Origin of the sequence: Caballeronia sp. NCF2 (assembly GCF_023631205.1) — a bacterium.
Lineage (GTDB): Bacteria > Pseudomonadota > Gammaproteobacteria > Burkholderiales > Burkholderiaceae > Caballeronia > Caballeronia zhejiangensis.
The window spans coordinates 1-13,446 of record NZ_JALQDN010000041.1 but is presented as its reverse complement, the minus strand read 5'-3'; the positions used below and the strand labels follow the sequence as shown (position 1 = coordinate 13,446).

Below are 13,446 nucleotides of genomic sequence, written 5' to 3'. Positions count from 1 at the left end.
CTTTGCTTACTTTCTTTGCAGCAGCAAAGAAAGTGAGTGCCGCCCCGCACAGGGGCAGTGCTAATAGACCGACACGAATACGGGATCCGGGATCCGGCGGAAACAAAAGCCAAAAGCCAAAAGCAAAACCCCAAAAAAAAAGCGCCGCAGGCATAACCCACGACGCTCAGCGTTTGCCCAAACGCCCAAAGACCCAAAAACCCAACGAAAAAAATTACTTAGTCCAGGACTCCACCCGATCCCCATGCGCGCTGATCCACGCATCCGCCGCCGCCTGCGGCTTCTCTCCATTTTGCGTCGCCAGCATCACGCTATCGATCTCACCCGGCTTCCACTGAAACTTCTTGAGGAATGCCACCACCTGCGGCGCCTTCTTCTCCAGCTCCGGATTGATCACGTTATCGACGTGCTCCGACTCACCGAACACCTTCTTCGGATCCTCGAGGAACTTGAGCTTGTACTTCGCGAACATCCAGTGCGGCTTCCAGCCCGTCACGATGATCGGCTTATTGGCCGCTTCGGAACGCGCCAGTTCCGCCGTCATCGCCGAACCCGAACTCGGCAGCAGCTTGTAGTCGAGGTTATAAGCCTTGATCGCTTCGCTCGTCTTCTGCATCACGCCCGCGCCCGCATCGATGCCCACGATGCGCGAATCGAATTCCGCCTTCTTCGCCTCGAGATCGCTCAAGCTGTTGACGTCGACGTTCTCCGGCACGATCAAGCCGATTTTCGCGTCCTGAAAGTTCGGACCGAGATTCACGACCTTCGACTTGAAGTTGTTCCAGTATGCGCCATGCGTGACCGGCAGCCACGCCGACAGCGTCGCGTCGAGATCGCCGCGCGCCACGCCCTGCCACATCACGCCCGCGGCCACCGGCACCAGTTGCACCGGATAACCCAGCTTCTTCTCGATCACGCGCGCCGCCACGTTCGACGTCGCCACGCTATCGTCCCAGCCCTCGACATAACCGATTTTGATCGTCGGCTTATCCGCGGCGTTTGCCATCAGGCTCGATGCGAGGGCGGCGCTCATCGCCCCCAAAACGAGCATTCTTCTCATCGGTTTCATTTGGTTTCCCCTTAGCGGCCCCACGCCGTGTAGCGAACAGAATCACCAGCCAGAATTGACGCGTAGCGCACTTTTCCGACACTCAGTTGTCAAGAAACGACGCGCCCCTCAGGGCTTACTTGTCGACGACGAGATCGCTCATAGGCTTGCTGCAGCACAGCAGCACCATGCCCTGATCGATCTCGCGCTGACGTATGCCGCCCGCATGCTTCATGCTCACTTCGCCCGACACGAGCTTGACCTTGCACGTCCCGCACATGCCCTGCGTACACGACGATGGCAAGCGCACGCCCGCCTTCTTCGCCGCATCGAGCACATGTTCGTTGCTGCCGCATTCGATGTCGCGCCGGCTCTTCGCGAAGCTCACCTTGAACTTCGTATCGACGACGGGCGCGGCTTCAACAGGCGCTTTGATGATCTCGACGGGCTCTGTCGGCGCGGGCGCAAAGCCGACCGCCTCCTCGCGCGCTTCGACGAAATCCGTCTGCGTCGCAAGGGCCTCGGCGACATGCGCCGTCGTCAGTTCAGCCGCGACTTCCTCGACGACGCCGAACGAGAAGCTCTCCTCGTGATAATGCTTGCGATCGAAACCACCTGCATCGAGCAGATCGCGCACCGCCTTCATATACGGCGCCGGGCCGCACGTGAAGACTTCGCGCTCGAGAAAGTCCGGCGCGATCAGCTTCAGGAGCGGCAGCGTGAGAAAGCCCGTCACGCCCGGCCAGTTCGTGCGCGTGCCGACCCGCTCGCACACGAACGCCGTGCGGAAGTTCTTGTGATTCGACGCGATGAGATCGAGCTCGCGCGCAAAGATGATGTCATCCGGCGTGCGCGCGCTATGCACGAACACGATGTCGGCATCGTCGCCGAGTTCGTGATGCGCGCGGCTCATCGACATGAGCGGCGTAATGCCCGAACCCGCCGACAAGAACAAATACTTGCGCGCCGGATGACGCGCGCACGTGAATTCGCCCGATGGCCCGAGCACGCGCACCGTCGATCCCGCGACGAGGTTATCGTGCAGCCAGTTCGACACCGGTCCGCCCGGCACGCGCTTCACCGTGATGGAGATCGTGTGCGGGCGCGTCGGCGCGGACGAGATCGTATAGCAGCGATTGATCTGCTCGCCGTTGATCTCGAGCTCCAGCGTGATGAACTGCCCCGGCTCGAAGACGAACGTGCGCTCACCCGGCGCCTTGAAAAAAAAGCTCTTGACGTCGTGCGTTTCCTGCCGGACGTGACAGCAGACGAGCGTCTCGTCCGTGTCGCAATTCCAGCGCACGGGCAGCGTCCCCCAGAACTTCGGCTGGGTCACGCGGCTGTCGGTCGGCTCGAAAGTAGCCTGATCGCGCATCATGTTCTACTCCTGCTACGAGGCTGTCAGCGCATGAAGGAAACGACTTTCTCACCGAGCGACGCATCGACGCCGTGCTCGGGCGTATCGGCGTAATCGGCAAGACGTCCGATGTACCACTCGCAAAACTTCTCGACGAGACCTTCCGTGAACGGCGAGTACGGACCCGGTTCGTAGGCGTTGCTCGCGACGCCGAGTTGCGAGTACTCGACGAGCGTGCGGTCCTGATCGTTCGTCGCGCGCCACACGGCGGTGAGATTGTCGACGTCGTAATCGATGCCTTCGCGCGCGTCCTTGTGCACGAGCCACTTCGTGCGGACGAGCGTTTCCCCCGATGCAAGCGGAATCACGCAGAACGTCACGATGTGATCGCTCATGAAGTGATGCCACGAGTTCGGCTGCGTCCAGAACGACAAGCCGCCCAGGTCCGCGCGCTCGAAGCCGCCGAGCAGTTTCTTCGATGCGACTTTCGCATCGAGCGTCTGCGATTCGCCATCGCGATCGAGCGGCAAACGTTGCGTGCGAAAGCCCGTCACGAGATCGGCGAGGCGTTCGATTTCCGCGGACGGCAGGCACATCGCTTCCCATTGCTTCGTGCGCTCTTCGACGGTCTTCTCGAACGCCGCCATGCCTTCTTCGTTCGCGGGCGAGCGCTGATAGCCGAAGCCGTATTCGTAAAGCGAAATGGTCAGCTCTGGATGATTCGCGACGCAGTGATAGCACTCGCGATTGTTCTCCATCGTGAGCTTCCAGTTGCCCTTCTCGACGATATCGATGCTCGCCGCGATCTTGCAATCCTTCAGACCGTGCGGCGCGAGATACGGCTCCATCGCTTCGCGCATCACGGCGAAATCGGCGGGCGGTTCATCGGCGAGACAGACGAAGATGAGGCCCGCGAGATTCTGGACATGCACCTTCTTCAGGCTGTGCTTGCAGCGGTCGAACTGGTCGCCCATGTGCTCGGCGAACATCAGATCGCCGGAGAGGTTGTAGGTCCAGCTGTGATACGGGCACACGATATTGCCGAGCGAGCCCTTCTCCTGATTGCACAGGCGCGCGCCGCGATGCCGGCACACGTTGTAGAAGGCGCGTATTTCCATATCGTCGTCGCGCACGATCAGGATCGAATCGTTGCCGATCTCGATCGTCGTGTAATCGCCCGGCTCGGGAATGTCCGGCTCGACGGCGACCTGAATCCAGGTCTTGCGGAAGATGGCATCGAGGTCGAGCGCGTGAATCTCTTCGCTCGTGTAGAACGGCGCCTCGAGCGTGTGGCCCTTTTTGCGGCGTTCGATCATTGCGCGAACGTCTGCCGAAACTTTCATCGTGTGCACCTGTATGTGGGTCGATGTGGGTCGAGAAATCAGTAATCGACGAGTTGATGCTCGCGCAAATACGCCAGAATCACTTGTGCTTTTTCGACGGAACTCCCTTCAATTACGACGCTTCCGCCGCGGCTTTCGGTCGTCGTCGCGCCGAGCATGCGCGCGTGGCCCGAGCGCTTTTCCGGCGCGGCGAGTTTCTTGGGCTTGGCCGTCATCGGGCCGATGCGCCACGCCGTGCTTTCCTTGTCGACGGGCGCGCTCGCGGCGACCGGCGCGACGTGGCCTTCGCGCATGCGCGCATAGGCGTAGCGCGGCGCGGCGTTGGCCAATGGATGCACGGCGACGAGCGCGGGCAGCGGCGCGCGCACGCGTCGGCGCAAGCCCTTCGGCATGAACTGGCGCACTTCGACGCCTTCCTTCGTCACGCTGACATCGACCGCCGCGCCGACGAGCGGAACGTTCAGCGCATCCGCGAGCTTGTACGGCAGCGTGCCGCTGTCGTAAGCGCCTTCGGCGCGCGTGCCGGTGAACACGAGCTCGTAACCCGCAAGCCTTTGCGCGAGGGCCGCACACGCATCGCCTTGCGTGTTGAGCACTTCGACTTTCGACGCGCCGAGCGCGAGATATTCCTGCAACGCCGGATTAGCCGGATCGCCCGCGTGCAACACGTCGAGTTGCGCGCCGTGCGTCTTCGCGATGCCGATGGCGATGGTCAGCGCGGCGGCGTCGTTGCGGCTGTAGCGCGCCGCGCCGCTGACGGGATGACGTCCGGTGGAGACGAGAACGGCGATCTTCATGCAGCGACTCCTTCGGCGATGTGCGCGGTCTGCGCGATCGATCCGCCGCTGGCACGCGCGGCGCGTGCGGCGGCGGCGGCATCGGTCAGTGCCTTGATCGTTTCCTGCGTGTCCGCGACGATCGTCAGATTCGCGCGCTTCGCGATCGGCGCGCTGGCGTCGAGATTCACGGCGATGACGTGGCGGCAATCCTTGATGCCCTGCAAGTGCTGAACCGCGCCCGAAATGCCGAACGCGATATACACGCTCGCCTCGACGGTCTTGCCGGTCGCGCCGATCTGCTTGTCGCGCGTGAACTTGCCATCGTCGACGGCGACGCGGCTCGCGCCGATCGCCGCGCCCAGCGTGCCCGCGAGCGCTTCGAACGCGGCGATGTCCGACACGCCGTTGCCCGCCGACACGATGAAGTCCGCTTCCTCCAGCGCGACCTGCGCCGCGTCCATCTCTTCGATGCCGAGGTCGACGTAAGCGCTCGCTTTCGCCGCCGGCACGATGCCTTGCGGATTCATCGCCTCGCCCGCGCCGACGAAGGGCAGCTTCGCATCGACGGCATGAGCTGCAAGCAAAACCATATCGGGCAATGCACGCGATGCAAGCGCGCGACCCGCCTGTGCATACGACGCGACATGCGCTGCATCGATTTCGACGACCTGCGTCGCGATGGACGCATCGGCGCGTGCGGCGTAGCGGCGGCCGAGATCGCCGTCGCCGGTTGCGTTGTCGGGCATGAAGATATGCGCCGGTCGGAACGCAGCGACGCAGGCGGTCAACGCGCGCACTTCTTCGTCGGGCGCGTAGTTGCGGCGATCGAACTCCGGCAGCGCGACGTAGCGATCCGCGCCGAGCACGGCGGCATCGTCCTTGAACTCGCCGAACGCGATCAGCACGACTTCGGTCTGATCGTCCGCGAGCAAGGCGGCGGCCGCGAGCGCCTGGCGCGCGTGATCGTCGAGCGCGCCGCGATCCGTGTGCGCCGCGACGAGCAGCGAACGCGTCGCGGGCTTCGTCGTGCGGCGCGGCTTCGTCGCTTCCTTGTGGCCGCCGTGCGTGAAGTTCAGCACGACGCCATTGCCGATTTCGCCGAGCGTGATGCGCTTCAGTCCATCGGCCGTGATGACGAAGGGACGGCGCGGATCGATTCGTTTGATGTCGTTGTTCATCGCTTCACTCCAAGGCCGCAGCGACGAGTTCCGCCACGTCGAGCACTTCGGGACGAGGACCGACCACGCCTTCCAGCATCGCGGTGCATTGCGGGCAACCGACCGCGACGACTTCCGCGCCGACCGACTTCGCATCCGCGATGCGGATATCGGGAATGCGCTGCTTGCCGGGGATATCCGTCAGCGGCGCACCGCCGCCACCGCCGCAGCAACGCGCGCGCATGCCATGACGCTCCATCTCGACGACCTTGATGCCAATGGTCTTCAGCAACTTGCGCGGCGCTTCCGTCTCGCCGTTGTAGCGGCCGAGATAGCACGGATCGTGGTACGTGATTTTCTTGTCCGCGAGCACGGCGGCGGCCTTCGGCGTGAGCTTGCCGCTCGCGACGAGCTCCGCCATGAACGCCGTGTGATGCTGCACTTCGTAGTAGCCGCCAAGCGCGCGATATTCGTTGCGCAAGCTATGCAGCACATGCGGATCGGCCGTGACGATGCGACGGAACTGGTATTGCGACAGCGTGTTCATCAGCTTCGATGCGCATTGCTGGAACGTGGCTTCGTCGCCGAGACGCCGCGCCGTGTCGCCCGTATCCGTTTCGACGCCGCCGAGCACCGCGTAATCGACGCCCGCCTTGTTCATCACTTTGGCGAGCGCGCGCAGCGTGCGCTGATAGCGCATGTCGAATGCGCCTTCGCCGGCGATCAGCAGAACATCGACAGGGCGTCCCGGCTGCGCGACCTGCACTTGCAAATCCACCGACCAGTCGTAGCGCGCGCCGATATCGAAACCGTTCTGACTGCCGGTCTCGCGCAGGTTCGCGAGCGTGATCGGGCCTTTGCCGGGCACATTGCCTTCGACGAGCGTTTGATTGCGGCGCATGTCGACGATCGCATCGACGTGCTCGATCAGCATCGGGCACTCCTGCACGCACGCGCGGCACGTCGTACACGACCAGATCGTGTCCGCTTCGATCATCTGCGAGATGAGCGGCTTGGTCGGACCGCCGGAATGCCTGCCGACGGGAATGCCGGGTGTCGGGCTACCCGCGTATTGCGAGTCCGATCCGCCGACCATGCCGACGACCAGATCCTGAATCAGCTTCTTCGGATTCAACGGCTGACCCGATGCGAACGCGGGACACGCGGCCTCGCACTTGCCGCACTGCACGCAGGCATCGAAGCTCAGCAACTGATTCCAGCGAAACTCGACCGGCTTGCCGACGCCATATTCCTTCGCATCGAGCACGGGCTTCTTGAGCGCCGTCGGCGGCACGACTTCGCGTTCGTTCTCGTCCTTCGCGTGAAAACGCTCCTGACGCGGATGAAACGCGAGATGCAGCAGACCCGCCATCGCGTGCTTCATCGGGCCGCCTTGCGCCGCGCCGAAGGTCATCGTGTACGCGCCCGCCGCGATCAGCAACGCGACGATGATCGCGAGCGCGCCGGACATCCACGATGCAGGCAGCAGCATGAACAACGCGAGACCGAGCGCGAACGAACCGAGCAGCAACGGCAGGCTGTCCCACGGTCCATGCGACAGACGCGCGGGCACGTCCTTCGCGCGACGCCGCTTGTACACGAACATCGCACCGACGAACATGATGATCGCCGCGAGGAAGATCGCGCGGTCGAGCCACACCGAATAGATCGCGAGACCGTAGTTGACGAAGACGAGCGCCATCGCGAGGATCGCGCCACCCGCGGTCGCGACGTGCGTCTTCGCGATATACGGATCGCGCGCCACGACATGATGCAGATCGACGAAATAGCGCTTCGGAATGGTCAGCAGATTCGCCCATCCATAGGCGCCGGCCGTCGTCGCGCGGCCTTCGCGCCAGTACGCTGCGCGCTTGAGCAAGGCGAACGCGAGGCCCGCCATCGAAAGCCACAACAGCGCGGTGATGACAAACACGGGGTTCATCGTCGAATACCTCGTCAGAAGTCTTTGCAGAGGCGCAGCGAATCGTAGATCGCGCTGTGGATGTTGTGCATCGAGATGCAGTCGCCGACGCGGAACAACAGGAAGCGTCCGTTGCCGAGCTCTTCGCTCAACGACGGCTGCGGTAGCGATGCGAACAGCGTGTGCACGTCGATCTGTCCGCGATTGAGCGACTCGGGCTTGAGCTTCCAGTAGAGCGCGTCGTTCGGCGTGATGCCGTTCTCGATCACGACCTGATCCACCGCGCGCTCTTCCTGCTCTTCCGTGTACTCGTTGCGGATCACGGCGATCTTCTTGCCGTTTTCCTCGTAGACCTTGTCGAGCCAGTAGTTAGGCGTATGAATGACGCCTTGCGCATAGAGACGGCGATAGAAGATCGGGAACGTGGTGCCGCCGGTGTCGTCGGCGACTTTGACATCGGGCGTGACGATCTCGACGTTATTCCCGCGCGACGCGATGAAGTCCGCTACGCCCGCGCCCGCATGAGTCGATACGCCGTCGTAGACGAGCACGTTCTTGCCCGGCTCGACCTTGCCCGAAAGAATGTCCCACGAACTCACGGCGAGACCTTCTTCGACGCCCCACGCAGGGACCTGATCGGTGAACGACGAACCGCCCGTCGCGAGCACGACGATGTCCGGCTTCTCTGCCATGATCATCTTCTCGTCGGCGGCGACACCGAGACGGCGATCGACGCCGAGGCGCTTCGTTTCCATGTCGAACCAGCGCACGATGCCGGCCATTTGCTCGCGCTGCGGCGCTTTCGCGGCGAGCATGACCTGACCGCCGACATAATCGTTCTTCTCGAACAGCACGACATCATGACCACGCGAACGCGCGACGCGCGCCGCTTCGAGACCGGCAGGCCCCGCGCCGACCACGACAACCTTGCGCTTCGGGCCACGCGTCTTTTCGATGACGTGCGGCATCGTCTGTTCGCGCGACGTCGCGGCGTTCTGCACGCACAAAACGTCGAGACCGTTGTACTGGCGATCGATGCAATAGTTCGCGCCGACGCACTGCTTGATTTCGTCTTCGCGGCCATCGCGAATCTTGATGACCATATGCGGATCGGCGATCTGCGCGCGCGTCATGCCAACGAGATCGACCATGCCGTTTGCAAGCAGACGCTCGGCCTGTCCTGCATCGCGAATGCTTTGCGCATGCATGATCGGCAGCTTCACGACCGACTTGATGCCCGCGGCGAGATGCACGAACGGCTCGGGCGGCAGCGCCATCGGCGGCATGCAGTTGGCGAGCGTGTTGTGCGTATCCGCGCCCGAACCGATCACGCCGACATAATCGATGAGGCCGCTTTCGGACATCGCCTGCGCGATCTCCTTGAGGTTCTCGTGCGAGAGACCGTCTTCATGAAATTCGTCGCCGCACATGCGCAGGCCGACGCAGAAATCCGCGCCCACTTCTTCACGCACGGCCTTCAGCACTTCCATCCCGAAGCGCAGACGATTCTCCAACGAACCGCCCCATTCATCGGTACGGAAGTTGGTGCGCGGGCTCCAGAACTGATCGATCAAATGCTGATGCGCCGCCGAGATCTCGATGCCGTCCATGCCTGCATCCTTCACGCGCTTCGCGGCCGCCGCGAAGTCCTGGATGATGCGCTTGATCTCTTCCACTTCGATGATCTTCGCGTTGCCGCGATGCACCGGCTCGCGCACGCCCGACGGCGACATCAGATGCGGCCAGTGCTCGCCGTGCCATGCGGAGCGGCGGCCCATGTGCGTCGCCTGAATCATGATGAACGCGCCATGACGATGCATGGCTTCGGCGAGACGCGAGAGCGGATCGATGACCTTGTCGGTCGCGAGGTTCACCGACTTCCACCAGCCTTGCGGACTGTCGATCGACACCGGGCTCGAACCGCCGCACACGGCGAGGCCGACGCCGCCCTTCGCTTTCTCCTCGTAATAGCGGATATAGCGGTCGCCGGGCAGACCGCCCGGTTCGGCATAGACCTCCGCGTGCGCGGTGCTGACGATGCGGTTGCGCAACGTGAGCTTGTTGAGCTGAAGAGGCTTGAAAAGGTTCGGGTAACGCATCGCGATCGACCTCGGAGTTGAGCTTTGCTTACAGCGGCGACACTTCAAATACGCAATGCGAATGGCCTTCCGCCGCGCATTGGGTTTCGATCGACTTCGAGCGCGGACCTTTCTTCGTACTGTCGGGAGCCGTGTCGTTCACCCAGTCCATCGCGCCCGCGAACCAGCCCGCGAACATGTAGCAGAGCTTGCCCTCTTTGCCCGGCTGCGCGAGCACGAACGACGAGTTATGCAGATGAATGCGCGCATGCGATGTCGCAGGATCGGCTTCGACGATCGTGAAGAGTCCCCATCCACGTTGCGACAGGCGCTTCAGGTAATGCTCGAAGCACGCCATGCCGCTGATGCCGTGCTTCTCGGCTTCCTTGTCGCACCAGTGATACGCGGACTTGTAGCCGGCCTTGTAGAGAATCTCGGCATACGTATCGCGGCCGAGCGCTTCTTCGACGGCGACGTGATTGTTCGTGAAGAAGTGGCGCGGCACGTAGAGCATCGGCAGCGCGTCGGTGGTCCAGACGCCGGTTTGCGGATCGACATCGATAGGCAGTTGCGGTTGCATCGCGGGGTTCCTGTTTATTTGTCGTTGACGGTCAGACGTTCCAGACTTCGCCGAAGAAGCGCATCCAGTTTTCGCCCATCACTTTCTTGATGCGCGATTCGCTCCAGCCGGCCTTTTCCATTGCAGCGGTGAGGTTCGGGAATTCGCCGATCGTGCGAATGCCTTCCGGATTCACGACCTTGCCGAAGTTCGTCAGGCGGCGATAACGGCCCTTGTCGTGCGTGATCCAGTCGAAGAATTCGGTGCTATAGCCTTGCGTGAAGTCCGTGCCGATACCGACGTTGTCTTCGCCGATGACATCGATGGTGTATCCGATCGCTTCGAGATAGTCATCGACCGTTGCATCCGGGCCTTTCTTGAGGAACGGCGAGAACATCGTCACGCCGACGAAGCCGCCCGCATCGACGATCTCGCGCAGTTGATCGTCGCTCTTGTTGCGCGGATGATCCTTGAGTCCCGACGGACAGCAGTGCGAGTACGTGACGGGCTTCTTCGAGCAGGCGATCGCATCGGAAGACGTCTTTGCGCCGACGTGCGAGAGATCGACCATGATGCCGACGCGATTCATCTCGTGAATCACTTCCTTGCCATAACCCGACAGACCGCCGTCCGGTTCATAGCAACCCGTGCCGACGAGGTTCTGTGTGTTGTAGCAAAGCTGGACCACGTTCACGCCCAGCTCCTTGAACACTTCGATATAGCCGAGGTTGTCCTCGAACGCATACGAGTTCTGGAAGCCGAAGATGATGCCGGTCTTGTTTTCCTTCTTTGCGCGCAGGATGTCGTCGGTCGTGCGGACGAGCGTGAGAATTTCGCTGTATTCGCGGATCTGCTGCTTCATTTCCGCGATGTTGTCGATGGTCTTCTGGAAGTCTTCCCACACCGACACGGTGCAGTTCACGGCGGTGACGCCGCCCTTTCTCATGTCTTCGAACACGGAGCGCTCGAACTTCGAGATGTTCAGTCCGTCGATGATGATGCTGTCGTTGTGGAGGGTGCTCATCGTGGTGTGCTCCGTGTCGCCTGAGAGGTGGGGGTCGTTCGACGTCGCTTTCGTCGTTGCGTCTATTCTTGACTTTCGCCGTGCCGGTCAATTTACGAATTCAGACGTGTTCTTTACCTTTTCCGACATGCGCGTCTGTTTTCGACAAGTGGCGAATTCCTTTTCGGTGTAGCGAATTTTTTGTGTGGGCTGTTGCACTGCATCGGAACGATCGTGCGCTGCTGCAGTGCATGTCTTGCGGCGCCTGGCCCCGCGTCAGTGCGAGCGCGCAGCGGAGCATGCGCGATGCCCTTCATCGATCAGGGTTTAGCCTGATGGCATGGTAGTTGCACTCGCAACCAAAATTGCAAGCGTGGTAAGCGCCGCGCATGACGGCGCCACTCAATAGATTCCAAGGAATCAGTTCTCACATGTCCTCCGATCGCACGGCGTCGCTGTCACACTTCGCGCTCATGCCGCTTCCCAACTTCACGATGATCGCGTTCACCAATGCGATCGAAGTCCTGCGCATGGCGAACTACTTGACGGGGCAGCCGTTGTATCGCTGGTCGATCGTGAGTCCGGAGGGCGGGCCGGTGACGGCGAGCAACGGGCTTTCCGTCGATACCGGTCCGGTGGAATGCGTGGGGCAGCCCGACATCGTGTTCGTGGTCGGCGGCATCGACGTGCAGCGTGCGACTACGCCCGCGCATCTTTCTGCCTTGCGCCGTTTCGCGCGCACGGGCAGCGTGCTCGGCTCGCTTTGCACCGGCACGTATGCATTGGCGCGCGCGGGCTTGCTCGCCGGCTATGCGTGCGCGATTCACTGGGAAAACATGTCGGCGCTTAAAGAAGAGTTTCCCGACACGCGCTTTCTCAAAGAGCTGTTCGTGGTCGATCGCGATCGCGTGACGTGTACGGGCGGCGTCGCGCCGCTCGACATGATGCTGAACTTGATCGCGGCACGCGTCGGCACCGCGCGGGTGACGCAGATCGCGGAGCAGTTCATCGTCGAGCATGTGCGCGATACGAGCGCGCAGCAGCGGATGCCGCTCGTCGCGCGTCTGGGGTCCGCGAACAAGTCGCTTTTCGAAGTCATCTCGCTGATGGAGAACAACATCGAAGAGCCGTTGTCGCGCGAGGAACTGGCGCGGCTCGCGGGCATGTCGCAACGGCAACTGCAGCGGCTATTCCGCGAACATCTGGGCATGACGCCGACGCATTACTATCTGACGTTGCGCTTGCGGCGCGCGCGTGAATTGCTGCTGCAGACCGACATGTCGATCATGCACATCACGATGGCGTGCGGTTTTCAGTCGGCGTGTCATTTCTCGAAGAGCTATCGCGATGCGTTCGGCACGGCGCCGACGCGCGAGCGGCGCAAGCAGGTGCCGCCGCTGGCTGCCGTTCCCGCGATGGTGGCCTGAGCGTTCAGATCGCCATGTGAAGGCGCGTTTCGCAGACTTCGCATCCGCCGAGTCTTTCGGTGCGGAACACGCCGTCCAGTGCAAAGCCGAGCGCCTTGTAGAAGCGCAGGCCGTGCACGTTTTCTTCGAGCGCCCAGAGCGTCATTTCCCGATAGCCTTCGCTTGCCGCGGCGTTGATCGCTTCATCGATCAGCATTCTTCCCGCGCCCTGGCGCCAGTGTGCCGGGTCGATATAGATGGCTTCGATTTCGGCATCCGTTCTGCCTTTGTCGTTATCGCGTGACGGGCCCCATGCGATCCATCCGAGCATGATGTCGTCGCGTTCGGCGAGCATTATGCGGGGCATGCCGCGCGCGATCAGCTCGGACCAGAGGGCACGGCGTTTCGGAATGGAAAGCGAATTGAGGTATTCGGCGGGGAAGATGGAACGATAGGCGGCCTGCCAGGCCTTCACGTGGATGCGCGCGATTTCCGCAGCATCGGAGGGGGCCGCCAGGCGGAAGGAAAGCGCGGTTCGGAGGTAATCGGCCTTCATGCGTCCAAGTATGACGCGGTTTTCTTGCTTTTTGCCTTGTGGTTTTCGCTTGGTTCGGGTTTTGCCGGATGCCGGTTTCTTCCGGGAGCCGGTTTGGCTTGGCGTGGGTTTCGCCGGAGCCCGGGTTGGGTTGGCTTGGCTTGGTTTCGCCGGATCCCGTTTTCGCGTCGGTCTATTAGCACTGCCCCTGTGCGGGGCGGCACTCACTTTCTTTGCTGCTGCAAAGAAAGTAAGCAAAG

The 13,446-nt window shown here is 62.1% G+C and carries 11 protein-coding genes; 1 reads left to right on the top strand and 10 read right to left on the bottom strand.

What is annotated here, in order from left to right:
* Positions 1-214: 214 nt before the first annotated feature.
* From NCS02_RS14305 to NCS02_RS14265, 9 genes are all read right to left on the bottom strand, one after another.
* Positions 215-1,069, bottom strand: a complete 855-nt coding sequence (locus tag NCS02_RS14305; protein ID WP_008354144.1) for a glycine betaine ABC transporter substrate-binding protein — start codon at positions 1,067-1,069, stop codon at positions 215-217.
* 115 nt (positions 1,070-1,184) lie between these two features.
* A complete protein-coding gene (locus tag NCS02_RS14300; RefSeq protein WP_502800878.1) occupies positions 1,185-2,426 on the bottom strand; it encodes an FAD-binding oxidoreductase in 1,242 nt (413 codons plus the stop codon).
* Positions 2,427-2,449: 23 nt separating this feature from the next.
* Positions 2,450-3,748, bottom strand: coding sequence for an aromatic ring-hydroxylating oxygenase subunit alpha (locus NCS02_RS14295; RefSeq protein ID WP_175982385.1), 1,299 nt, complete (start codon positions 3,746-3,748; stop codon positions 2,450-2,452).
* Positions 3,749-3,786: 38 nt separating this feature from the next.
* Complete coding sequence (locus tag NCS02_RS14290) at positions 3,787-4,545, bottom strand: adenine nucleotide alpha hydrolase family protein (RefSeq protein WP_250502684.1); 759 nt, start codon at positions 4,543-4,545, stop codon at positions 3,787-3,789.
* The gene (locus NCS02_RS14285; RefSeq protein WP_175982383.1) at positions 4,542-5,705 is read right to left on the bottom strand and encodes an electron transfer flavoprotein subunit alpha/FixB family protein; all 1,164 of its coding nucleotides are present in this window, start codon (positions 5,703-5,705) and stop codon (positions 4,542-4,544) included. The genes NCS02_RS14290 and NCS02_RS14285 overlap by 4 nt, the downstream gene beginning before the upstream one ends.
* Before the next feature lie 4 nt (positions 5,706-5,709).
* The gene (locus tag NCS02_RS14280) at positions 5,710-7,626 is read right to left on the bottom strand and encodes a (Fe-S)-binding protein (protein ID WP_250502683.1); all 1,917 of its coding nucleotides are present in this window, start codon (positions 7,624-7,626) and stop codon (positions 5,710-5,712) included.
* Between the two features lie 14 nt (positions 7,627-7,640).
* Positions 7,641-9,704, bottom strand: coding sequence for an NADH:flavin oxidoreductase (locus tag NCS02_RS14275; protein WP_250502682.1), 2,064 nt, complete (start codon positions 9,702-9,704; stop codon positions 7,641-7,643).
* Positions 9,705-9,732: 28 nt separating this feature from the next.
* Positions 9,733-10,263, bottom strand: a complete 531-nt coding sequence (locus NCS02_RS14270; RefSeq protein WP_250502681.1) for a DUF5943 domain-containing protein — start codon at positions 10,261-10,263, stop codon at positions 9,733-9,735.
* 31 nt (positions 10,264-10,294) lie between these two features.
* Positions 10,295-11,266, bottom strand: coding sequence for a dipeptidase (locus NCS02_RS14265; RefSeq protein ID WP_250502680.1), 972 nt, complete (start codon positions 11,264-11,266; stop codon positions 10,295-10,297).
* Positions 11,267-11,676: 410 nt separating this feature from the next.
* On the opposite strand from NCS02_RS14265, the gene NCS02_RS14260 reads away from it, so the two are divergent.
* Positions 11,677-12,672, top strand: coding sequence for a GlxA family transcriptional regulator (locus NCS02_RS14260; protein ID WP_250502679.1), 996 nt, complete (start codon positions 11,677-11,679; stop codon positions 12,670-12,672).
* A gap of 4 nt (positions 12,673-12,676) precedes the next feature.
* Here the strand turns inward: NCS02_RS14260 and NCS02_RS14255 are convergent.
* The coding region (locus tag NCS02_RS14255) for a GNAT family N-acetyltransferase (RefSeq protein ID WP_250523213.1) at positions 12,677-13,446 on the bottom strand (770 nt) is incomplete at its 5' end.

Excerpts from the sequence above, each read along its gene's own strand:
- NCS02_RS14265 (WP_250502680.1), bottom strand. The coding sequence starts at position 11,266 with ATGAGCACCCTCCACAACGACAGCATCATCATCGACGGACTGAACATC.
- NCS02_RS14300 (WP_502800878.1), bottom strand. The coding sequence starts at position 2,426 with ATGATGCGCGATCAGGCTACTTTCGAGCCGACCGACAGCCGCGTGACC.
- NCS02_RS14270 (WP_250502681.1), bottom strand. The coding sequence starts at position 10,263 with ATGCAACCGCAACTGCCTATCGATGTCGATCCGCAAACCGGCGTCTGG.
- NCS02_RS14280 (WP_250502683.1), bottom strand. The coding sequence starts at position 7,626 with ATGAACCCCGTGTTTGTCATCACCGCGCTGTTGTGGCTTTCGATGGCG.
- NCS02_RS14275 (WP_250502682.1), bottom strand. The coding sequence starts at position 9,704 with ATGCGTTACCCGAACCTTTTCAAGCCTCTTCAGCTCAACAAGCTCACG.
- NCS02_RS14260 (WP_250502679.1), top strand. The coding sequence starts at position 11,677 with ATGTCCTCCGATCGCACGGCGTCGCTGTCACACTTCGCGCTCATGCCG.
- NCS02_RS14305 (WP_008354144.1), bottom strand. The coding sequence starts at position 1,069 with ATGAAACCGATGAGAAGAATGCTCGTTTTGGGGGCGATGAGCGCCGCC.
- NCS02_RS14290 (WP_250502684.1), bottom strand. The coding sequence starts at position 4,545 with ATGAAGATCGCCGTTCTCGTCTCCACCGGACGTCATCCCGTCAGCGGC.
- NCS02_RS14295 (WP_175982385.1), bottom strand. The coding sequence starts at position 3,748 with ATGAAAGTTTCGGCAGACGTTCGCGCAATGATCGAACGCCGCAAAAAG.
- NCS02_RS14285 (WP_175982383.1), bottom strand. The coding sequence starts at position 5,705 with ATGAACAACGACATCAAACGAATCGATCCGCGCCGTCCCTTCGTCATC.